Origin of the sequence: Mesorhizobium sp. NZP2298 (assembly GCF_013170825.1) — a bacterium.
GTDB lineage: Bacteria > Pseudomonadota > Alphaproteobacteria > Rhizobiales > Rhizobiaceae > Mesorhizobium.
The window spans coordinates 1,146,085-1,166,341 of the sequence record NZ_CP033365.1; the positions used below are offsets into that span (position 1 = coordinate 1,146,085).

Annotated in this window: 17 protein-coding genes; 8 read left to right on the top strand and 9 right to left on the bottom strand. The window is 64.5% G+C overall.

Annotated features, from left to right (window positions below):
• The first annotated feature begins 3 nt into the window (after positions 1 to 3).
• From EB231_RS05535 to EB231_RS05545, 3 genes are read left to right on the top strand one after another with little or no spacing between them, the layout of a single operon-like run.
• A complete protein-coding gene (locus tag EB231_RS05535) occupies positions 4 to 1,605 on the top strand; it encodes a heme biosynthesis protein HemY (protein ID WP_172347940.1) in 1,602 nt (533 codons plus the stop codon).
• Between the two features lie 52 nt (positions 1,606 to 1,657).
• Positions 1,658 to 2,137 carry a tellurite resistance TerB family protein gene (locus tag EB231_RS05540; RefSeq protein ID WP_172347941.1) on the top strand — a complete coding sequence of 160 codons (480 nt, stop codon included), beginning with the start codon at positions 1,658 to 1,660 and terminating at the stop codon, positions 2,135 to 2,137.
• A gap of 18 nt (positions 2,138 to 2,155) precedes the next feature.
• The gene (locus EB231_RS05545; RefSeq protein WP_172347942.1) at positions 2,156 to 2,893 is read left to right on the top strand and encodes a glutamine amidotransferase; all 738 of its coding nucleotides are present in this window, start codon (positions 2,156 to 2,158) and stop codon (positions 2,891 to 2,893) included.
• A gap of 115 nt (positions 2,894 to 3,008) precedes the next feature.
• On the opposite strand, the gene EB231_RS05550 is transcribed toward EB231_RS05545, so the two are convergent.
• From EB231_RS05550 to EB231_RS05585, 8 genes are all read right to left on the bottom strand, one after another.
• On the bottom strand, positions 3,009 to 3,950 hold the full coding sequence (locus EB231_RS05550) for a glycosyltransferase family 8 protein (RefSeq protein WP_172347943.1): 942 nt from the start codon (positions 3,948 to 3,950) through the stop codon (positions 3,009 to 3,011).
• A gap of 263 nt (positions 3,951 to 4,213) precedes the next feature.
• Positions 4,214 to 5,452, bottom strand: coding sequence for an MFS transporter (locus EB231_RS05555; protein ID WP_172347944.1), 1,239 nt, complete (start codon positions 5,450 to 5,452; stop codon positions 4,214 to 4,216).
• A 161-nt stretch (positions 5,453 to 5,613) separates the two neighbouring features.
• On the bottom strand, positions 5,614 to 6,714 hold the full coding sequence (locus EB231_RS05560) for an aminotransferase class I/II-fold pyridoxal phosphate-dependent enzyme (protein WP_172347945.1): 1,101 nt from the start codon (positions 6,712 to 6,714) through the stop codon (positions 5,614 to 5,616).
• Between the two features lie 126 nt (positions 6,715 to 6,840).
• Positions 6,841 to 7,308 carry a MucR family transcriptional regulator gene (locus EB231_RS05565; RefSeq protein ID WP_172347946.1) on the bottom strand — a complete coding sequence of 156 codons (468 nt, stop codon included), beginning with the start codon at positions 7,306 to 7,308 and terminating at the stop codon, positions 6,841 to 6,843.
• A 212-nt stretch (positions 7,309 to 7,520) separates the two neighbouring features.
• Complete coding sequence (locus tag EB231_RS05570; RefSeq protein WP_172352819.1) at positions 7,521 to 8,225, bottom strand: ROK family protein; 705 nt, start codon at positions 8,223 to 8,225, stop codon at positions 7,521 to 7,523.
• Between the two features lie 14 nt (positions 8,226 to 8,239).
• Positions 8,240 to 9,616 (bottom strand): glucose-6-phosphate dehydrogenase, encoded by a 1,377-nt coding sequence (gene zwf / locus EB231_RS05575; RefSeq protein WP_172347947.1) that lies wholly within the window; start codon positions 9,614 to 9,616, stop codon positions 8,240 to 8,242.
• A 22-nt stretch (positions 9,617 to 9,638) separates the two neighbouring features.
• Complete coding sequence (gnd, locus tag EB231_RS05580) at positions 9,639 to 10,655, bottom strand: phosphogluconate dehydrogenase (NAD(+)-dependent, decarboxylating) (RefSeq protein ID WP_172347948.1); 1,017 nt, start codon at positions 10,653 to 10,655, stop codon at positions 9,639 to 9,641.
• Positions 10,656 to 10,710: 55 nt separating this feature from the next.
• Entirely contained in the window at positions 10,711 to 13,119 is a 2,409-nt protein-coding gene (locus EB231_RS05585) for a glucan 1,4-alpha-glucosidase (RefSeq protein WP_172347949.1), read from the bottom strand.
• 196 nt (positions 13,120 to 13,315) lie between these two features.
• Here EB231_RS05585 and EB231_RS05590 point away from each other — a divergent pair, with 196 nt between their 5' ends.
• Genes EB231_RS05590 through EB231_RS05605 form a run of 4 tightly spaced genes read left to right on the top strand, consistent with a single transcriptional unit; the run spans position 13,316 to position 17,781 of the window.
• Entirely contained in the window at positions 13,316 to 14,329 is a 1,014-nt protein-coding gene (locus EB231_RS05590) for an ABC transporter substrate-binding protein (protein WP_172347950.1), read from the top strand.
• Between the two features lie 49 nt (positions 14,330 to 14,378).
• On the top strand, positions 14,379 to 15,848 hold the full coding sequence (locus EB231_RS05595; protein ID WP_172347951.1) for a sugar ABC transporter ATP-binding protein: 1,470 nt from the start codon (positions 14,379 to 14,381) through the stop codon (positions 15,846 to 15,848).
• Between the two features lies 1 nt (position 15,849).
• Positions 15,850 to 16,830 carry an ABC transporter permease gene (locus EB231_RS05600; RefSeq protein WP_172347952.1) on the top strand — a complete coding sequence of 327 codons (981 nt, stop codon included), beginning with the start codon at positions 15,850 to 15,852 and terminating at the stop codon, positions 16,828 to 16,830.
• Positions 16,831 to 16,833: 3 nt separating this feature from the next.
• Positions 16,834 to 17,781, top strand: a complete 948-nt coding sequence (locus EB231_RS05605) for an ABC transporter permease (protein WP_172347953.1) — start codon at positions 16,834 to 16,836, stop codon at positions 17,779 to 17,781.
• Between the two features lie 9 nt (positions 17,782 to 17,790).
• On the opposite strand, the gene EB231_RS05610 is transcribed toward EB231_RS05605, so the two are convergent.
• Positions 17,791 to 18,399 carry a TetR/AcrR family transcriptional regulator gene (locus EB231_RS05610; protein WP_172347954.1) on the bottom strand — a complete coding sequence of 203 codons (609 nt, stop codon included), beginning with the start codon at positions 18,397 to 18,399 and terminating at the stop codon, positions 17,791 to 17,793.
• Between the two features lie 79 nt (positions 18,400 to 18,478).
• On the opposite strand from EB231_RS05610, the gene EB231_RS05615 reads away from it, so the two are divergent.
• Positions 18,479 to 20,191: an MFS transporter gene (locus tag EB231_RS05615; RefSeq protein WP_172347955.1), complete on the top strand. Its 1,713-nt coding sequence runs from the start codon at positions 18,479 to 18,481 to the stop codon at positions 20,189 to 20,191.
• Positions 20,192 to 20,257: the final 66 nt, after the last annotated feature.

A 20,257-nucleotide genomic window follows, 5' to 3' on the forward strand; every position in this document is an offset into this window, starting at 1 on the left:
ACGATGATCCGCCTGCTCGCCTTCCTCATCGTCGTCTTCGCGCTCGGTCTGGGCTTTGCGTGGCTGGCCGACCGGCCGGGCGACATGGTCGTCACCTTCAACGGCTACCAGTACCAGGTCAGCCTGATGGTGGCGGCGGTGGCCATCGTCGCCGTCGTCGCCGCGGTGATGATCTTGTGGTGGTTGGTCAGGTCGCTGTGGAACAGCCCCTACACCATCTCGCGCTATTTCCGCGTGCGCCGCCGCGACCGCGGCTACCAGGCACTGTCGACCGGCATGATCGCCGCCGGCGCCGGTGATGGCGCGCTGGCCCGCAAGAAGACCAAGGAAGCGGCCAAACTGATCCGTTCCGACCAGGAGCCGCTGATCCATCTGCTCGAGGCGCAGGCGTCGCTGCTCGAAGGCGACCATGAAGGCGCGCGGCAGAAATTCGAGAGCATGCTCGACGATCCCGAAATGCGGCTGCTCGGCCTGCGCGGGCTTTATCTCGAAGCCGAACGGCTGGGCGACCGCAATGCCGCTCGCCACTATGCAGGCCGTGCCGCCGCCGTTGCGCCGCAACTGGCCTGGGCGGCCGAATCGACGCTCGAGGAGTTGACGGCGCGCGGTGACTGGGACGGCGCCTTGAAACTGGTCGACGCGCAGAAGTCGACGCGGCAGATCGAACGCGACGCCGCCAGCCGCCGCCGCGCCGTGCTGTTGACCGCCAAGGCGCAATCGCTCGCCGACAGTGATCCCACGGCCGCCAGGACAGCGGCGCTGGAGGCGAACAAGCTCAGGCCGGATTTCGCTCCGGCCGCCGTTGCCGCCGCGGCAGCGCTCTTCAAGCAGAACGATGTGCGAAAAGGCTCCAAGATCCTGGAGACGGCGTGGAGGGCCGAGCCGCATCCCGAGATCGCCGAGCTCTACACCCATGCTCGTCCGGGCGACGCCGTGCTCGACCGCCTCAACAGGGCGAAGAAGCTGCAGGAAATGAAGAAGAACCATGCCGAATCGTCGATGACGGTGGCGCGTGCGGCGCTCGACGCGCAGGATTTTTCGACCGCCCGCAGCGAAGCCGAGGCCGCGATCCGGATGGACCGCCGCGAGGGTGCCTATCTGCTTCTGGCCGATATCGAGGAGGCCGAGACCGGTGACCAGGGCAAGGTGCGGCAATTGCTCTCAAAGGCTTTGCGGGCACCGCGGGATCCGGCCTGGGTGGCCGACGGCGTCGTGTCGGAACGCTGGGCGCCGGTGTCGCCGATCACCGGACGGCTTGATGCCTTCGAGTGGCGCGCGCCGATGGAGCGGCTTGGCCAGTTGATCGACAGCCGCGACGATGCGCCGGACGCCGCCGTGCCGGTCATCGAAGCGCTGGCGAAGCCGGCCAGCGAAAAGCCGATCGACGTGATCGATCATGCCGCCCCGGCCGACGAGGCGAGGGGCAAGGACGTCGAGAGCCGCGAGGACCATGTTACCCCGGTCACGGCGGCGGCGTTCGCGGCGGTGCCGGCCGATGCCGAGGCCGTGGAGCCGGCGGAGGAACTGGCGCGCCTGCCGGACGATCCCGGCGTCGATCCGGACGATGAGGCGGAGAAGTCGCCACGCCGGTTCCGGCTGTTTTGATTTTGGCCTTCGGGTGACTGACTTTGCCATTGGGCCGTTTGGGAATGGATTGATGTTCGAACGCGTTCTATCGTTTCTCAGGGACCTGCCGGCCGGCGCCGGCGCGCATGCCAGCACGGACGATCCTCGTGTTGCCGCCTCGGCGCTGCTCTACCATGTGATGAATGCCGACGGCGTGCGCCAAGATGTCGAATGGGAGCGGTTCATGGCGGTGCTCTCCGAGAGCTATTCGATCAGCGGCGCCGAACTCGAGGCGCTCGCCGCCGCCGGCGAACGGGCCGACAACGAGGCGATCGACCTCTATGCCTTCACCAGCGTGCTCAAGCGCCATCTCGACGCCGAGGGGCGCAAGGCGTTCATCGGCCTGATGTGGGAGATCGTCTATGCCGATGGCGAGTTGCATGAACTCGAGGACAATACGGTCTGGCGTGTCGCCGAGCTGATCGGCGTCGAGCGCCATGACCGGGTCGAGGCGCGCCGCAAGGCGGCGGCGCATGCGCCGGGCGCGCGTGGAACATCCAGCGACGAATAGACGGGATCTCGCCGACAGATGCCGCACAGGACGCGTTCGAAGCCAAAAATCCTGATCGTCCTGCATCAGGAGAATTCGAGCCCCGGACGCGTCGGCCACATGCTTATCGAAGAGGGTTTCGAGCTCGACATCCGCCGGCCGCCGCTGGGCGACGCCTTGCCGGAAACGCTGGATGGCCATGCCGGCACGGTGGTGTTCGGCGGGCCGATGAGCGCCAATGACGAGGACGAGTTCGTCCGCCGCGAGACTAACTGGCTGGAGATTCCGCTCAAGGAGAACCGGCCATGTCTCGGCATCTGCCTCGGCGCGCAGATGCTGGTCAACCATCTCGGCGGCAAGGTCGAGGGGCACGGCGAAGGGCTGGTCGAGATCGGCTGGTATCCGCTCAAGGCGACCGAGGCCGGCAAGAAACTGATGCACTGGCCCGACATGGTCTACCAGTTCCACCGCGAGGGCTTCTCGCTGCCCAGGGACGCGACGCTGCTGGCGACGGCCGATACCTACCCCAATCAGGCCTTCCGCTACGGCGACAATGCCTGGGGCATCCAGTTCCACGGCGAACTGACCCGGGTGATGATGCAGCGCTGGGTGGTGCGCGGCGCGCATCGCTTCGAATTGCCGGGCGCGCAGCCCGGCCGCGACCATCTCGGCGGCCGGCTGATCTGGGATATGCATCTGAAACGCTGGCTGGACGAGTTTTTGCGGATGGTGTTCGGCAGGCCGGCGATGAGGCAGAGCAAAATCCAATTGCGTTGAACCGCCGGGCTTGACCCAAGAGCAGCCGAGAGCGGACGTTATCCACTGGAAGCCGTTGCGGCCACATCGTGTGCTTTGATCGAGTTGTGCTCGACGAGAGCGGTTTCACGCACCGTTACCTGCGTTCTCGTCGGATCCACCCCCACGCTTGCGCTCCCGCTGTCGCGAGCAGCAGCCTGAACCATCTCAGGCCCCAGATCGGGGACGTGCGAACTGCGGCGCGCCACCAGCGACGATAGTCGGGTATGTCCACAAGGCCATGCCATGGTTTGCTGGGGCCTGAGAAATGCAACAGCCAGGGGTCGCGGCGCTGTAGTACCGTGGCAGCCATATCGGCATGGCCGCGGCGTGGCTCGCGCTCGAGGAACCACACCATGCTGTTCCAGCGCGGGTCCAGCAGAACGACGCGGCCTCGGAGCAGCAGGTTTATCGCATCCTGATCACGCCAGCGGAACCTATGGGGATGGTCCAGTACAAGTTGCCCCGCCCGCTCGCCGAACCGTTCGCGACGAAGGGCGGCAAGGTCAAGCAGCAGCATGCCGGAGTTGACATAGGCGAAGTTGTCAGGGTCCCAGCCGAGCGCGTCGCGGACATGGAGGATATAGTCGAGTCGGCCGGTAACCTTCTCCTCGGCTATGGCCGCGTGCAGGCCCAAATCCTGTACGGCACCCACCACGGCATCGCCAAGATCGGCGGCGAGCAGCGGCCGGATGTCTGCTACGGCAAGGACGTCCGCATCGAGATATAGAACGCGATCCAGGTCGGGGAGGAACTCGCCGAGTTGCAGCCGCAGCAACGCCGCTGGGGTAACGTGGTCGAAGATCCCTATATTCCGAAACCGGTTCTCGACATAGTGCACGAAAAGGCGGTGTGGGGCCACACGCAGCGTTTCCAGGCGCCGGGAGCGGCGACTGGGCGGCTCGCCATAAAATACATGAAACGCCAGTGGTGGCCCAGGCGACAGATGGGCCAGCACCGAAGCGATCGTCACCGCCGCCTGGTCGACATTTCCACCGTCGACACAAAGGGCGACGCTGAGACAGGTGGTCATCTTCATCCGCCCCAAGCGAGGGCTCCATCCGATCGCCAGAGTCGGCACGAGCGGCGTACCCGATTCGGGTTTCTCCTGGAAGCGCCGGAAGAGACGCCGGCAACGGAACGTCGACCGCAAGGAAAGTGGACGTGCCGGACAATGTCGATTTCCCGCGCACTCAAGCCGACCTTCCACGTATAGCCGACATGCTTGCCGGATTGGCCCTATCTCAGCCATTGCCGGCGCAAGCCGATTGCTCGGGGCAGCGGCTCACATAGGGGGCTGAATCAGTTGCGCCCGTTCAAATGCCGCACCTTGCGCAATTGCGGGAAAAGATACGCCCACAAGCCGGCAACCGCGATGGCGCCGACGCCGCCAATGACCACCGCCGGCACGGTGCCGATCAGCGCCGCCATGATGCCGGCGCGGAATTCGCCGACTTCGTTGGAGGCGCCGACGAAAACCTGGTTCACGGCATTCACGCGGCCACGGACCTCGTCCGGCGTCCACAACTGGATGAGTGTTTCCCTGATGTAGACGCTGAACATGTCGGTGGCGCCGAGGAGGGCCAGTGCGACGATCGACAGCCAGGTGACGGTCGACAGGCCGAACAATACGGTGCAGGCACCGAATGCCGCGACGAAGCCGAGCATGATCTTGCCGGCATTGTCGCGAAGCGGATGCCCGGCGAGCCACACCGCAACGCAGATGGCGCCGATGCCGGGCGCCGAGCGCAACAGGCCGAGGCCCCAGGGACCGAGTTCAAGAATATCGCGCGCATAGACCGGCAGCAGCGCCGAGGCACCTGAGAGGAGCACGGCGAAGAGGTCGAGCGAGATGGCACCGAGCACGATCTTCTCGCTCCAGATGTAGCGGAAGCCGGCAAACAGCGTCTCCATCGTCGGCTTGTCGGTGGCGGTCTGCTGGGCAGGCTTGGGAATGGTGAAGATCAGCAGACCAGCCACCAGCATCAGCACGGAGGCGACGGCGTATGCAGCCTCCGGCGAAACGCCGTAGAGCAGGCCGCCGGCGACCGGCCCAACGATGGTCGCCGTCTGCCAGGCGGACGAGTTCCAGGCAATCGCATTGCCGAAATCCTCCGGCGGCACCAGATTGGCGAACAGCGACGACGAGGCCGGTCCGTAAAAGGCACGCGCCATGCCGAACAGCGCCAGAACGACGAAGATCGGCAGCGGACTGACGAGGCCGCGCAGCGTGAGATACAGGAGAACGAGCGCGCAGCTTGCTTCGACCACCGTTGCCAGCGCCATGATCAGGCGGCGGCCGAAGCGGTCGGCGACGACGCCGGTGACCAGCACCAACAGCAGCGATGGCAGGAACTGGACGATGCCGACAATGCCAAGGTCGAAGGGATCGCGCGTCAGATCATAGATCTGCCAGCCGACCGCGACGGAGACGATCATGGTAGCGAAGGTGGTGAGGAAGCGCGCCGTCCAGTAGCTGAGGAAGGCTTTGTGCCGGAAGGCGGCGTAACGCTGCTCCGGTGAAGTTTGTACTGGTGTCATGGAGAGAGGCCCCGTTGCAATGTCATTGATCGGCGGGGCACTTCCCGGATGGGCGCTGGTCCGACCAATGGAACGTCTAACAAAGTTCGCGGCGGGATGTGCGTTAAAATCAGGCCTGGATCAAGGGATTTTCAGCCGGTTCCTTCGATCGCACGATGAAGTTACTGTCTCACTGTCGCGGAAATGGCGTCGAGGCCGTCCCGCAACTCGGCTTCCGTCGGCCAGCCAAAACCGACGCGGAAGAAGCGTTTTTCCATTTCGAACCAGTGGCCGGGTCCGACATAGGTGCCGTGGTTCTCCAGCAGGTTCGCGTAGAAGCGGTCGAGGTCGAAGCCGGGTTCGACATTGAGGCGCGGGAAACCGACGACACCGCCTTCGGGCCTGATCCAGTCGACCAGCGGCTCGCGGTCGATCCAGGCCTGGACGATATCGCGGCGCTTGGCCATCTCGGGCAGCAGCGCCGCCAGGAACGTATCCCGGCGCTCCAGCATGCCGCGCGCGATGCCTTCGTCGATGACGCTGCCGCAGATGCCGATCTGCTCCTTGGCGGCGAGGAATGTCTCCTGCAGGGCGGCATCCCTGGTGATCAGCCAGCCGACGCGGATGCCGGGAATGCCGAAGGCCTTGGACAGCGACGAGACGCTGATCGCCTTCTTGCTCAGCGAGGCCGCCGACGGCAGGCGCCTGCCATAGGAAAGATCGCGATAGGTTTCGTCGACCAGCAAATGGCAGTTGTTGGCCTCGGCCAGCGCCGCCAGCGCGTCGAGATCGGCACGTGACATCATCGTGCCGGTGGGGTTGTGCGGGCAGGTGACGCTGATCAGTTTCGTGTTCGGCCGGATCGCCGCCTTGATGGCCTCGACATCGATGGCAAATCCGTTCTCGAAGGCGAGGTCGACAAAGCTGATGGCGCAGCCGATCGCCCTCGGGGTTTCGATGTTGGTGGCGTAGTTGGGCCTGATGACGACGAGATGGTCGCTCGCCGACAAGAGCGAGGTCGAGATGATGAACAGCGCGCCGGCGGCACCGGCGGTGACCAGCACATCATCGGCCGAGATGCCGGCATCCTGCGCTGCGACCAGAGCGCGCAAGTCCTTGTCGCCGCGATGCTCGCCATAGAACAGCGTCAGGTCCGGCAGCGACAGGCCGATGTCGGAAAGCTTCTGATCGGCGATCGAGCTTTCGGAGAGATTGTAGCGGATACGGTCGTAGCCGTATTCCTCCGGTGCTTCCTTCTCGATCACCATCCTGGTGTAGTTCATGGCTTCGCTTGCCCCCAAAAACCTGTCCGGTTCATCCAAGCCACAAAAACGTGAAGCCTGCCAAGGCGAATTCGCCGGCAGGCTTCTGTTCCAGTCGTCCTGACGATTGGTTCAGGACTGATCTTCTCAGGCCGAGACCTTGGCCTTCCGGCCCTTGGTGGCCTTGACGGGCATCACTTCGACAGCCTTGCGGCCCAGGCCGATCGACTTCGCCAGTTCCGAGCGCGAGGCCGCATAGTTGGGCGCAACCATCGGGTAGTCCGCCGGCAAGCCCCATTTGGCGCGATAGGCGTCCGGCGTCAGGCCGAAATGCACGCCGAGATGGCGCTTCAGAGATTTGAACTTCTTGCCGTCCTCGAGGCAGATGATGAAATCCGGCGTCACCGACTTCTTCGGGTTGACAGCGGGAACCAGGGGGGCTGCCACCGGCACGGCCGGCTTGCCGAGCCCGCCGATCGAGGTGGCGACGCTGGCGATGAGGTCGGCAAGGCCGGAGACGGGCAGGCGATTCTTCTCGACGTAAGCGGACACGATATGGGCGGTCAGCTCGAGAAGGTCGATGTCTTTGCGAGCGTCGTTGCTATCGTCGGTCAATGTTTCCTCCGTCTGTGGCACACGGCCTCGAAAATCAGAATCGCTTTCGACAGGACGAGGCACAAAATCAAAAATGCTGAAGCGTCTTAAGCGTATCCACTGGAGCACGCCGGGCAGTGCGGCGAAATTCCTAGTCGGCAAATCTGCATAACGCAATGATTTAGCGCGCCGTCACACGTTATTTTGAACAACTATACTAAACTGTAATAATATCAGACGATCAAGGCCTTGTCTCGCCACAGACGAAATCCACCTTCGAAGGCGCGTGTGTTGTCACCGCGCCTGGACTCGGCCGGCAACTCGTCGAGCTTGTCGACATTGCCGCCGCCAATGATGACATAGTCTGGTTGCAGGGCGGCGCGCAGCCGGATGACGACGTCGAAGACGTATTTGCGCCACTTCTTCTTGCCGTGCTTTTCCAGGCCGCGCTCGCCGACATAGTCCTCGAAGCTCCGGCCTTTCCTGTAGGGAAGATGGGCGAGCTCCATCGGCTGGCCGACATTGTCGAAGACCATCGCCGCACCGAGGCCGGTACCGAGTCCCAGGAACAGCATGCGCCCGCCTTCATAGCTGCCGATGGCCTGCATCAGCGCATCATTGACCACCTTGACCGGCTTGCCGAACTGCGCGGCGAAATCGAAGTCGGCCCAACCCTTGCCGAGATTCATCGGGTCGAGCACCGGCTTGTTGTGACGCACCGGGCCCGGATAGCCCATCGAGATGACGTCATAGGACAGGCCCTCGGCGAGCTTCTTCACCTTGTCGATCATCTGCTGCGGCGTCAGGTCCGGGCCGGAATCGTCCCGGCGCTCCGTGTCGCCGGCGCTGGTCAGGATCTTGACGTGCGAGCCGCCAATGTCGATCGCCAGCACGATCTGCTCGGGGTCGGTTGCTGCCTGCTTCACCGCCTTGGCCATCGGGTCCCCTCCGCTCATGCCACCGGGTCGATCCAGCCATTGGGCGGGCCGAACCCGGCCATGGCGTCCGCCGGCCCCCATGTCTTCGGCTCGTAAAGATGCGGCGGCGTGGTGTCGCCAAGCACTGGCCCGACGATGCGCCACGCCAGTTCTGCCGCGTCCTGGCGGGTGAAGAGCTGGCCATTGCCGTTCATGGCGTCGCCGATCAGGCGCTCGTAAGGTGGCATGTCGGCCTTCCTGTCGTCGAGCGCCGTCAGTTCCACCTGCTCGCCGACCATGTCGTCGCCAGGCGCCTTGCGCTGCGCGCCGATGGCGATCACCACCTGTGGGTCGATGCGGAAGCGCACGTAGTTCTGGTCGGCGGGCTTGATCGGGTCGAAGACGTCGAGCGGCGGGCGCTTGAGCCGCACCACCACCTCGGTGACATGCACCGGCATGTTCTTGCCGGCGCGGATGAAGAACGGCACGTCCTGCCAGCGCCATGTGTCGACGAAGAAGCGCACCGCGGCAAAGGTCTCGACCGGCGAGTTCGGCTTGACGCCGGGCTCGGCCAGGTAGCCGGTGAACTGGCCGCGCACGACATCGTCCCTGGTCAGCGTGCGGATCGCGCGCAGCACCTGGACCTTCTCGTCGATCAAATCGTCGGCGGAGCGGCCGACCGGCGGTTCCATGGCCAGCAGCAGGAGGATGTTGAGCAGATGGTTCTCGATGACGTCCCGGATGCAGCCGACATCGTCATAGAACTTACCGCGCCCTTCGACGCCGAAATCCTCGGCCATGGTGATCTGCACGCTCTCGACGAAATTGCGGCTCCAGATCGGCTCGAGCAAGGAATTGGCGAAGCGGAAATAGAGCAGGTTCTGGATCGCTTCCTTGCCGAGATAGTGGTCGATGCGGAAGATCGACTGTTCGTCGAACACCAGATGCAGCACCCGGTTCAGCCAGCGCGCCGACTGCAGATCGTGGCCGAAGGGCTTTTCCACCATCAACCGCGCGCCATGCGCGGTGCCCGACTGCTCCAACCCTTGCACGACAGTCTCGAACATGATCGGCGGCACCGCCATGTAGTGCAGCGGCCGCTGGGCACTGCCAAGCGCGGTCTTCAGCTTCTCGAAGGTGGCCCCATCGCGGTAGTCGCCGCTGACATAGCGCAGCAGCGACGCGAATTTGGCGAACACCTTCTCGTCGATCTTGCCCAGCGCATTGACGATGCCGTCGCGAGCGCGGTCCTGCAGCTGCTTGATGTCCCAGGCGTCGAAGGCGACGCCGATCACCGGTTCGGTGAGCGTGCCCTTGGCGACCATCTGGTACAGCGCTGGAAATATCTTCTTGTGGGCGAGGTCGCCGGTGGCTCCGAAGAGCACCAGCGTGTCGGACCGTTCCTGGCTCATGCGTGCGTCTCCCGCTGTGGCGTCACTTGCCGGCCTTCGGCTTTTCGACATGGCCGCCGAAGGCATAGCGCATGGCGGACAACAGCTTGTCGGCGAATTCGGATTCGCCTTGCGAGGAGAAGCGGTCGAACAGCGCCGAGGACAGCACTGGCGCCGGCACGCCCGTGTCGATCGCCGCCTTCAGCGTCCAGCGGCCCTCGCCCGAATCCGAAACACGGCCGCCGAACTGCGCCAGGCCCGGATCGCTCTTCAGCGCACCGGCGGTGAGATCGAGCAGCCAGGAGCCGATGACGCTGCCATGGCGCCAGACCTCGGCTACTTGGGGCAGGTCAATGTCGAATTGATAGTATTGAGGGTTTTCCAGCGGGCTGGTCTCGGCGTCCGCCGAGCGTTGCCGCTTGCCGGCATTGGCCGACTTCAGGATGTTCATGCCTTCGGCATAGGCGGCCATGACTCCATACTCGATGCCGTTGTGCACCATCTTGACGAAGTGGCCGGCGCCGCTCGGTCCGCAATGCAGATAGCCGAAGGGCGCCGTCCCGGCGGCCTTGTCCGGGGTCGGCGCGCCCGCATCGGCGCCCGGCGCCAGCGTGGCGAAGATGGAATCGAGGTGCTGCACCGCCACGTCGGGACCGCCGATCATCAGGCAGTAGCCGCGCTCCAGGCCCCAGACACCGCCGCTGGTGCCGACATCGACAAGATGGATACCCCTGGTGGCCAGTTTCGCGGCCTGGTCGACGGCGTCGTGATAATAGGAATTGCCGCCGTCTATGACGATGTCGCCGGGCTCCATCAGGGCCGCGACCTGATCGATGATCTTGCCTGTTATCGCGGCCGGCAGCATCAGCCAGACACAGCGCGGCTTGGCGAGCTTGCCGACGAATTCCGTCAGGGATGCCGCCCCGAGCGCACCGTCGCTCACCAGGGCCGCGACGCTGGCGGGGTTGATGTCATAGACGACGCACTCATGGCCGTCGCGCATCAGGCGGCGCACCATGTTGGCGCCCATCCGGCCCAGTCCCATCATTCCGATCTGCATGGTTTCGTCCCGATTGTTTGAGGAAAGAACAAATCTATCGGCCCCGCTGCTTTCATCATGATGCGTCAATGCCGACGCTGAAGTCGACATTCTCCCAACGCATCGCATCGGGCCAGAAAAAAGTGAAGACGAGGCCGCCTCCCGGCTCCAGTCCGGCGACCGGGAGGTCGACCAGATGAACGCCGAAAGCGTTCTCGCTGGTTTTGTGGTCCTGGATCGTCAGCCATTTGTCGCTGCTCCAATGGACAACGCCCGGCGCCGAAAGCTCGACGCGCAAAACCTTGCCGGCCGGGATGGAGCGGATCTTGTTGTTGAAGCGCCATGTCCTGAGCGGCGAGCTTGTCTTGCCCTTGATGTAGCGCTCGACGCCTTGCGGCGGCATGTCGAAGACCGCGCCGTCGCGCAACGAGCGCAACAGCTTGATGTGCTCGGCATGTGCCCAGACCAGCGGCATGGCGCTGCCCGACGGTTTGCCCAGCCACAGTTCGCGGTCCGGCACATCCGGGCTGTCCCAAACCTGTTCCGGCAGCAGCCCGCCTATACCCGCCGAACGCTCGAAGGTCCCGAGAAGCTGCGCGGCTTTCTCCTTGCGGCCGGCGGCAAGCTCGTAATGCGCCCGCTCGCCGGTAAGCAGGGGCCAGGCGCGTCCCTGGCCGGTGCCGTCAAAAGGCGCACCATCCTCGTGCTCGCCATAGCCGTCACTGGTGTAGCGGTACCAGACCGGGCCTTGCGGGAGATCGCAACGCAAAAGGGCATCGACGGCCTTGACGGTATCGACGATGAGCGGATCGTCGGCCGCCCGGAGGCCAAAGCGAACCAGGGCCAGGGCGTCGGGACTGACTATGGCTTCCGCCGGTTTGTCGGTGTCGGCCGGTGGACGGTTCTTGATCGGCACGAAGCCGTCCTTCGGCGTAGCGGCGCCCGCATCGTCCGGCGGCGCGATACGGACATAATAGCCTGTGACGCCTGCGTCGATGGAGAGCTGAGTGCCCGTGACGTAGGTCCAGCGTTCGACCTGATCGTTCCAGCAATCAGCGGTTTCGCGCAGGTAGTTTGCCGGCTCAGTCTTTCCGACGACATCCAGCATATCGGCGGCGGCAAGCAGCGCGGCGATCTCGACGGCCAGCGTGAACGGGCTGTATCCGGCGTCTTCCTCCCAGCGGTCCTCGCCGGTGACGGGGCCGTTGCGCACGACATACGAGGCGGCGTTTTCGATCATGGCCATGAAATCGGCGAGCTTGGCACGCGGCAGATAGCCCGCGCGGCGCAAGGCGTCGGACAGAAGCAGCGGAAAGGCGCATTCATCCATCTGGATGCCGGGCCAGTAGGCGGTGCCGTCCGACCAGACATTCTGCGGCCAGTGACCGTCCGGCTGCTGGATCGAGCGCAGATAGGCCAGGATCTGCAGCGCCTGCTTGCCGTCGCCGGCGGCAAGGAAACCGCCAGCGGTCTCGACCAGGTCGCGGGGCCAGACCAGATGGTAGCCGCCGAGATCGTCGTCGCCCTTGTTGAAGCCCCATGGGATCGAAAGGCTGGCAACGGCGGCGCCGGGTCTCGCGACCGAGAGATGCGTGGCCAGAACCGCTGTGCTCACACGATAGGTGTTCAGCCCGGAGGCGGTGTGGCGGTCGAGCTTCTCAAGCCTGGCCTGGAATGTCCGCCAGTTCCCGACATAGGTTTGCGTGGCGGCGTCGAAACCCTGCTTGAGACTGGCCAGCGCCAGGTCCGCGGCCGCTTCCGGCGAAGCGCCGAAGCCAAGCGCCAGCAAGGCCGTGGTCTTGCCAGCGGAAAAGCCGATCTCGCCGGTCAGGGCGACATTGCCGTCTTCCGCTCGCTGGCAGGAGGGATCGAGCGCACCGCCGTTCTGCAATTGCTGCCATCCGTCGGAGAAACCGACATAGCCGGCCGAACAGCCATGCCAGGGCAGTGAGGAGACCAGCGCCAGGGATACGCCGCGCCCCGTGGCGAAAAGCATGCGCTGGCCCTTGTGTTCGCCAACCCAGGCGGTATTGCCCATGCCGGCATTGACGAGGTGCGGCGCAAGCAGCGCGTAGACATGGTAGTCGGCCGCCGGACCTTTCAGCGGTACGAATGCAATCTCCTGCAGCAGGACAGGCCGTTTCGGATCCGTAATGATGCGCTTTTCGATACGGTAGGCGCCGTCTGTCGCGGTGTTGGCCAGCCTGTAGCCAGGCACGCCGTCCTCGAACGGCGCGATGGCGTGCGTGGCGTCGCGCTTTTCTTCCGAGAAATAGCCACCGGGGCCGGCGACGATCAGCTCCATGTCGCGCGTGCAGGCGCTGTCGAGACGCGGATAGTAGATCTCGTTCAAGATGCCGTGACTGATGGTGAACCAGAGCGGGCTCTTGGCTGAAAACGCGGTGCCGACGCCACTCTTGGCGCTTGATGTCCAGCGCGCCGGTATTCCGGGCGCGCCTTTGGCAACGGTCGGCGTCACTGCCATCAAATGGCCTCCTGTCGTGCTCCTAGACCATGTGCCGGCGGCTTTTTCAATCATCGCACCGCAAGTTGATCGAAGGCACGCCAAGCTTTGCAGTTGACAGCTTGCGGTTCGTCTGCATTTGTCTGACAATAGATAAAAAACAGGGACTGCGCGTAACGATCATCAGGCAAAACTAGCAACTTTGGGAGGAAATCATATGAAGAAACTGTTCGTTCTGGGTGCGCTGGCAGCTATGTTGGCCTCGGGCACCGCACTTGCCGACACCAGCGGCAAGAAGATCGCATTCTCCAACAATTACGCCGGCAATTCGTGGCGGCAGGCGATGCTCGACAGCTACGGCATCGTCACCAAGAAGGCGGTCGACGACAAGGTCGTCGGCGCGGCCGACATCTTCACCACCGCCGACAAGGAAGTGCCGACGCAGGCAGCCCAGGTGCAGAACCTCATCCTGCAGGGTTACGACGCCATCGTCATCAACGCCGCCTCGCCGGATGCGCTCAACGGCGCCATCAAGCAGGCCTGCGACGCCGGCATTGTCGTCGTCTCCTTCGACGGCATCGTCACCGAGCCCTGCGCCTATCGCGTCGTCGTCGACTTCAAGGACATGGGCAAGCAGGAAATCGAGCAGATGGCCAAGTTCCAGCCGAAGGGCGGGAACCTGCTGGAAATCCGCGGTCTTGCCGGCACGTCCATCGACGATGCCATCCATGCCGGTATCCTCGAAGGCGTCGCCGCCCATCCCGAATTCAAGATCGTCGGTTCGGTGACCGGCGACTGGGACCAGACGACGGCGCAGAAAGCGGTCGCGACCATCCTGCCTTCGCTGCCCGATGTCGTCGGCATCGTCGATCAGGGCGGCGACGGCTATGGCGCCGCACAGGCTTTCGCCGCCGCCAACAAGCCGCGCCCGACCATTATCATGGGCAACCGCCAGGATGAGCTGAAGTGGTGGAAGGAACAGAAGGACAAGGACGGCTACCAGACCTGGTCGGCTTCGATCGCGCCCGGAGTGTCCTCGCTTGCATTCTGGGTGGCGCAACAGGTGCTCGACGGCCGCAAGGACATACCGCACGATCTCCTGGTGCCATATCTGGCCTTCACCCAGGACGATTTCGAGGCAGCCCTGCCGAAGATCAAGGAAGGCGGCGTCGCCACCCACGAATACAGCCAGGAAGATGCAATGGCGGCCATCAAAGCCAACATCAAGTGAGCATCGCGGCAGCGTTGCCGTCCGTATCGCCGAGCGGGTACCGTTGAGCATGCCTGAAGGGAACGCTGACATCATCAGACTGAACGGCGCCGAAAAACATTTCGGCGCCGTTCGCGCGCTGGGCGGGGTGGATTTTCATGTCGGGCCTGGCGAGTGCGTCGGCCTGGTCGGCCACAATGGCGCCGGCAAATCGACGCTGATGCACATGGTGACGGGCACGATGGTGCCCGACAGCGGCAAGATCGGCGTGCATGGCGGCATCGAGGAGAACTACTCGGTGTCGCGTGCGCAAAAACTCGGCATACGCTGCGTGTTCCAGGAACTGTCACTCTGCCCCAACCTCAGCGTCGCCGAGAACACGCGCATCAACCATGCCTCGCTCTCCGGCGTCGGCTGGCGGCGCAAGGCGGCCGCGCTGATCACCGCCAAGCTGGACGAAATCTTTCCGGACCATGGCATCTCGGCCTGGGACATTGTCGGCGACCTGTCGATCGGCCGGCGCCAGATGGTCGAGGTGGCGCGCGCCTTCACGGTCACCCAGGACCGGCTTGACCTCGTCATTCTCGACGAGCCGACTTCGTCGCTAGACGCGCATACGGCCGGCCAGTTGCTGGCCTTCGTGCGCCGCTTCGTCGCCGGCGGCAAGAGCTGCATCCTGATTTCGCATGTGCTGGGCGAGGTGCTGAAGAACGCCGACCGCATCGTGGTGATGCGCGACGGCAAGGTGGTGGCGTCGGATGCGGCCGATGCCTTCGACCGCGACCGGCTGGTGACGGTGATGGGCGGAGCGGAAGCACGCCGCAAGATCGCGGCGCAAGCCGCTGCCGCGAAAACCGGGGCGGGTCCGCTGCGGGTGCGGGCAAGGCCCGCCGCGCAGAAGGATGGCGCTGACCTCGAGGCGCGGGCCGGCGAGATCATCGGTCTTGCCGGATTGGCCGGTCATGGCCAGACCGACCTGCTGCTGGCGATCTTCAGCGGAGCCTCACGTGCCAAGACAGGGATCGAGGTGACCGCCCCAGTGGCGCTTGTCGCGGGCGACCGTCAGTCGGACGGCATCTTCCCGCAATGGTCGATCGCGCAGAACATCGGCATCCGCTCGCTGGCGCGCCTGCGCAAGGGGTTGTTGATCTCGCCGCAGCGCGAGGCCGAACTTGCCGAGGCCTGGCAGAAGAGGATCGGCATCCGCACGCCCGACATGAACAACAACATCTTCTCGCTGTCGGGCGGCAACCAGCAGAAGGCATTGTTTGCCCGCGCGCTCGGCTCCGATGCCCAGATCGTGCTGATGGATGACCCGATGCGCGGCGTCGACATCGGCACCAAGCTCGAAGTGTACGACCTCGTGCGCGAGGAGGCTGGCCGCGGCCGCACCTTCCTCTGGTACACGACCGAAACCGAAGAGCTCGACAATTGCGACCATGTCTATGTCTTCAAGAACGGCCGCATCGTCGCCAACCTCACGCGCGACGAACTGACGGAGGAAAAGATCATCCAGTCCTCGTTCGGCGATGCGGCCTGAGATGACGGCAGCATCCATCGACAATGGCTTCAAAGGGGCGGCGGCACGCAATGCGGCGGCGCGCGCCCGCCTGCTGCGTGGCTTGCTGCCGGCGCTATCACTGGCGCTGGTGCTGCTCGCCATTGCCTGGCTCAACCCACGCGCAATCAGCTATTTCGGCTTCAGCCTGATGCTGAACCTGGCGATCCCGATCGCGCTGGCGACGATCGCGCAGATGTTCGTCATATCAGGAAATGAGCTCGACCTGTCGATCGGCACCTTCGTCGGTTTCGTCGGCTGCGTCACCGCGACCTGGCTGAAGGACGCGCCGCTCATCGGCGTCGCCATCCTGCTCGGCTCGATCGGCGTCTATGCGCTGCTCGGCGCGCTGATCCATCTGCGCAATCTGCCGTCGATCGTGGTGACGCTCGGCATGAGTTTCGTCTGGCAGGGGTTGGCCATTCTCGTCCTGCCCAAGCCCGGCGGCAAGGCGCCGGACTGGTTGCTGGCGATCATGTCGTTCAAGCCGCCTTTCATTCCCTTCCCGATCATCGCGGCGCTGCTGATCGGTCTCATTGTCCACTTTGGCCTGATGCGCACCTCCTATGGCGTGATCCTGCGCGGTTCCGGCGGCAATCCGGCAGCGCTTCGACGTGCCGGCTGGTCGTTGCTCAAAACCAAGGTCGTGCTGTTCGCGCTGGCCGGCCTGTTCGGCGTGCTGTCCGGCATGGCGCTGATCGGCATCACCACATCGGCGGACGCCAATATCGGCAATGGCTACACGCTGCTGGCGATCGCCGGCGTCATCCTCGGCGGCGGCGAATTCGTCGGCGGCCGGGTGTCGCCGATCGGCGCGGTGATCGGCGCGCTGACGCTGGCGCTGGCGGCCTCGCCGCTGCTCACCTTCATGCGCATTCCACCCGACTGGCAGGTGGCCGCCAACGGCGCCATCCTGATCATCGTGCTGGCGGCGCGGGTGCTGATCAGCCGCAGGGAGAGGTGAGCGATGGCATTGGTGAAATCGCTGGCCGCCAAACCCTGGATATGGTCGTTCGTTGGCGCGCTTGTCGTGTGGCTGGCGACGATCGCCTTCACCGGCGGCTATGGCGCCGGCGGCATGGTCACGGCGGCACTCTCGCTCGCCGTGTTCACCGTCATCGTCGGCGTCGGCCAGATGTTCGTCATCACGCTCGGGCCCGGCAATGTCGACCTGTCGCTGCCGGCCAATATCGGGCTCGCCAGTGCCGTTGCCATGAAGGTGATGGCCGGCAGCGATTCCATGATCCTGGTCGGGCTGCTTGCCGCGCTCGCCTGCGGCGCTGCGATCGGCGCGGTCAACTACCTGCTGATCTGGGCGCTGCGCATTCCGCCGATCATCGCCACCTTGTCGGCGAGCTTCATCATCCAGTCGATCGACATCAGCTATGGACGCGGGCTGCAGATCAAGCCGCCGCCCGGCTTCGCCGATTTCACCAATTGGCAGATCCTGGGCATTCCCGTGCTGGCGATCCTGACCGTGCTGTTCACCATCGGGGCGGCCATTGCCTTGCAGCGCATGATCTATGGCCGCTCGGTGCTGGCGATCGGCCAGAACATCCGCGCCGCGTGGCTCGCTGGGGTCAATGTCGGCCGCATCCGCTTCCTCACCTATACGCTGTCGGGGGCGCTCGGCGGCATCGACGGTGCGCTGCTCGCAGGTTATTTCCGTGGCGCCAATGTCGATATCGGCAACGAATATCTGCTGGCCTCGATCGCCGTGGTGGTCATCGGCGGCACGTCGGTCGCGGGCGGCAAGGCCAATGTGCCTGGCGTGTGGGGCGCGGCGCTGTTCCTGGTGTTGCTGCTCACCATGCTCAACACGTTCGGCGTCAGCGCCGGCGTGCGTCTGCTGCTGACGGGGCTCATCATCGTCGGGGTGATTACGGCTGCTGGTGGGGAGAAGGCAGTGCGCTGAGTCGCCTCGTTACGCGGTGCCCTCGAGGTGCCGGGCCAGCATCAGCCTTAATTCCTCCAGCACGCCGTCGCGCAGCCGTTTTTCGCCCACCAGCGCCAGCGGGATGCGCATCAGCTGCGGCACGATGACGGCGAGCCGCTCGGCTTGGCCGGCTGGAAGCGGCGGCTCTGCCTGCGCGAACAGCGCGGCGATCTGGTCGCGCCGGCGGGCCCGCATCTTGCGGCGCCAGCCATCGTCACCGGGAAGGTCGAGCAACGCGGAATAGACCGGGTGCGTGGCGACGAAACGGCCCAGCACCTCGAACAGCGCGTCGGCGATCGCTGCCGGCGCCAAGCCCTTGGCCTGTTCCTGCAGAGCGTCAAGCTGAGTGGACAGGGTTTCCGCGTTCTCGGCCAGAATGGCCTGCGCCAACGCTTCCTTGGTGGGGAAGAAAAGGTAGAGCGTGCCGATGGCGGCCCCGGCGCGGGCGGCGATCTCGGTCATCGTGGTGGCGTCGAAACCCTTCTCGACGAACAGCGCTGCCGCCCTCGCCATGAGTGCCGCGACCCGTTCGCGCCCTCTTTTTTGCTGCGGTGCACGCGGATTCGCCACCGATGCTCTTGCCTTTTCCGAGGCCATCCTCATATTTCCAAACCTGAGACTATCCTCATATATAGCGCCGGCGGCAACCGCGCCAGCACCCTTGGACCTTACCACCATGAATACCGCCGCAGACAGCCGCCCGCAGAGTCACAAATGGATGGTTCTGAGCAACACCACGCTCGGCATGCTGGCCGCCGCCATCAATGGCTCGATCCTGCTGATCAGCCTGCCGGCGGTGTTCCGCGGCATCGGCCTCAAGGCGCTCGATCCCGGCAATATCAACTATCTGCTCTGGGCGATCATCGGCTACATGATCGCCACGGCGGTGCTGGTCGTCGCCTTCGGCCGGCTCGGCGACCAGTTCGGCCGGGCGAAAATGTACAATCTTGGCTTTGCCGTCTTCACCGCCGCCTCGATCGCGCTCAGCCTGCTGCCGGGACAAGGCGATTTCGCGGCGATGTATCTGATATCCGTGCGCATCATCCAGGGCATCGGCGGCGCGCTGATCATGGCCAACTCCACGGCGCTGCTCACCGATGCCTTTCCGGAAAACGAGCGCGGCTTCGCGCTCGGCATCAATGTCGTGGCGGCCATTGGCGGCCAGTTCGTCGGCCTTCTGATCGGCGGCCTGCTTGCCGACACCGACTGGCGGCTGGTGTTCTGGATCAACGTGCCGTTCGGCCTTGTCGGCACGGTCTGGGCGTATCTCAAGCTGCATGATGCGCCGAACCGTTCCACCCACACGATCGACTGGCTCGGCAATATCAGCTTCGGCCTCGGCCTCGTGCTCATCCTCACCGCCATTACCTATGGCCTGCAGCCTTATGGCGACCAGGTGATGGCGTGGACCAGCCCGAAAGTGCTCGTTCTGTTTGCCATAGGCTTCGTCTCGCTGATCGCCTTCGTCTTTATAGAGCAGCGCGTCGCCAAGCCGATGCTGGACCTGAAGCTGTTCCGCATCCCCGGCTTCGCCTACGGTAACATCGCCAATCTCGCCTCGGGCATAGCGCGCGGCGGGTTGCAATTCATGCTCATCGTCTGGCTGCAAGGCATCTGGCTGCCGCTGCACGGCTATTCCTTCGAGGAGACACCGCTGTGGTCGGCGATATTCATGCTGCCGCTGACGGTCGGCTTCCTCATCGCAGGTCCTGTATCGGGCTATTTCTCCGACCGGGTCGGCGGCGTGCCGTTCGCGGTCGGCGGCATGGTCGTGGGTGCCGCAAGCTTCGTGGCGCTGATGGCGCTGCCGGCCGATTTCTCCTACACGGCCTTTGCCGCGCTGCTGTTCCTCAACGGCCTCGGCTCCGGCCTGTTCGTGGCGCCGAACTCGACGCAGATCATGAATTCGGTGCCGGCGCGCGAACGCGGCCAGGCTTCAGGCATGCGCGCCACCACCACCAATGCCGGCCAGGTTCTGTCGATCGGCCTGTTCTTCAGCCTGATGATCGTCGGCCTCGCCGCCAGCCTGCCGCAGAGCATGGAGGCCGGCCTGCTGGCGCAGCACGTGCCTGAGGCGGTCGCTCACCAGATCGCCAACATGCCGCCGGTCGCCAGCCTGTTCGCAGCCTTCCTCGGCTACAATCCGATGGGCGAACTGATCCCGGCCAATGTGCTGCACGCGCTGCCGCAGCAGAGCATCGACACGCTGACCGGCCACGTCTTCTTCCCTGAGTTGATGTCGGGGCCGTTCAAGCATGGGCTGGTCTTCGCCTTCACCTTCTCGGCCATTCTCTACCTTGTCGCGGCTTTCGCCTCCTGGCGCGGCGGACGCACCGCCAATACCGCGATGCCGGAGATGCTGGCGGCGGAGAGTGCCGGCCGGCGCTGATCCAAACGGTAAACATTGTGCCAGGCAGGCATCTGGTTCCCATCCGTGCCGCAGCCCTGTAAATCC

Bases quoted from the DNA above. Each gene is read 5' to 3' on its own strand.
- EB231_RS05535 (WP_172347940.1), top strand. From the start codon at position 4: ATGATCCGCCTGCTCGCCTTCCTCATCGTCGTCTTCGCGCTCGGTCTG.
- EB231_RS05540 (WP_172347941.1), top strand. From the start codon at position 1,658: ATGTTCGAACGCGTTCTATCGTTTCTCAGGGACCTGCCGGCCGGCGCC.
- EB231_RS05545 (WP_172347942.1), top strand. From the start codon at position 2,156: ATGCCGCACAGGACGCGTTCGAAGCCAAAAATCCTGATCGTCCTGCAT.
- EB231_RS05550 (WP_172347943.1), bottom strand. From the start codon at position 3,950: ATGAAGATGACCACCTGTCTCAGCGTCGCCCTTTGTGTCGACGGTGGA.
- EB231_RS05555 (WP_172347944.1), bottom strand. From the start codon at position 5,452: ATGACACCAGTACAAACTTCACCGGAGCAGCGTTACGCCGCCTTCCGG.
- EB231_RS05560 (WP_172347945.1), bottom strand. From the start codon at position 6,714: ATGAACTACACCAGGATGGTGATCGAGAAGGAAGCACCGGAGGAATAC.
- EB231_RS05570 (WP_172352819.1), bottom strand. From the start codon at position 8,225: ATGGCCAAGGCGGTGAAGCAGGCAGCAACCGACCCCGAGCAGATCGTG.
- zwf (WP_172347947.1), bottom strand. From the start codon at position 9,616: ATGAGCCAGGAACGGTCCGACACGCTGGTGCTCTTCGGAGCCACCGGC.
- gnd (WP_172347948.1), bottom strand. From the start codon at position 10,655: ATGCAGATCGGAATGATGGGACTGGGCCGGATGGGCGCCAACATGGTG.
- EB231_RS05585 (WP_172347949.1), bottom strand. From the start codon at position 13,119: ATGGCAGTGACGCCGACCGTTGCCAAAGGCGCGCCCGGAATACCGGCG.
- EB231_RS05590 (WP_172347950.1), top strand. From the start codon at position 13,316: ATGAAGAAACTGTTCGTTCTGGGTGCGCTGGCAGCTATGTTGGCCTCG.
- EB231_RS05595 (WP_172347951.1), top strand. From the start codon at position 14,379: ATGCCTGAAGGGAACGCTGACATCATCAGACTGAACGGCGCCGAAAAA.
- EB231_RS05600 (WP_172347952.1), top strand. From the start codon at position 15,850: ATGACGGCAGCATCCATCGACAATGGCTTCAAAGGGGCGGCGGCACGC.
- EB231_RS05605 (WP_172347953.1), top strand. From the start codon at position 16,834: ATGGCATTGGTGAAATCGCTGGCCGCCAAACCCTGGATATGGTCGTTC.
- EB231_RS05610 (WP_172347954.1), bottom strand. From the start codon at position 18,399: ATGGCCTCGGAAAAGGCAAGAGCATCGGTGGCGAATCCGCGTGCACCG.
- EB231_RS05615 (WP_172347955.1), top strand. From the start codon at position 18,479: ATGAATACCGCCGCAGACAGCCGCCCGCAGAGTCACAAATGGATGGTT.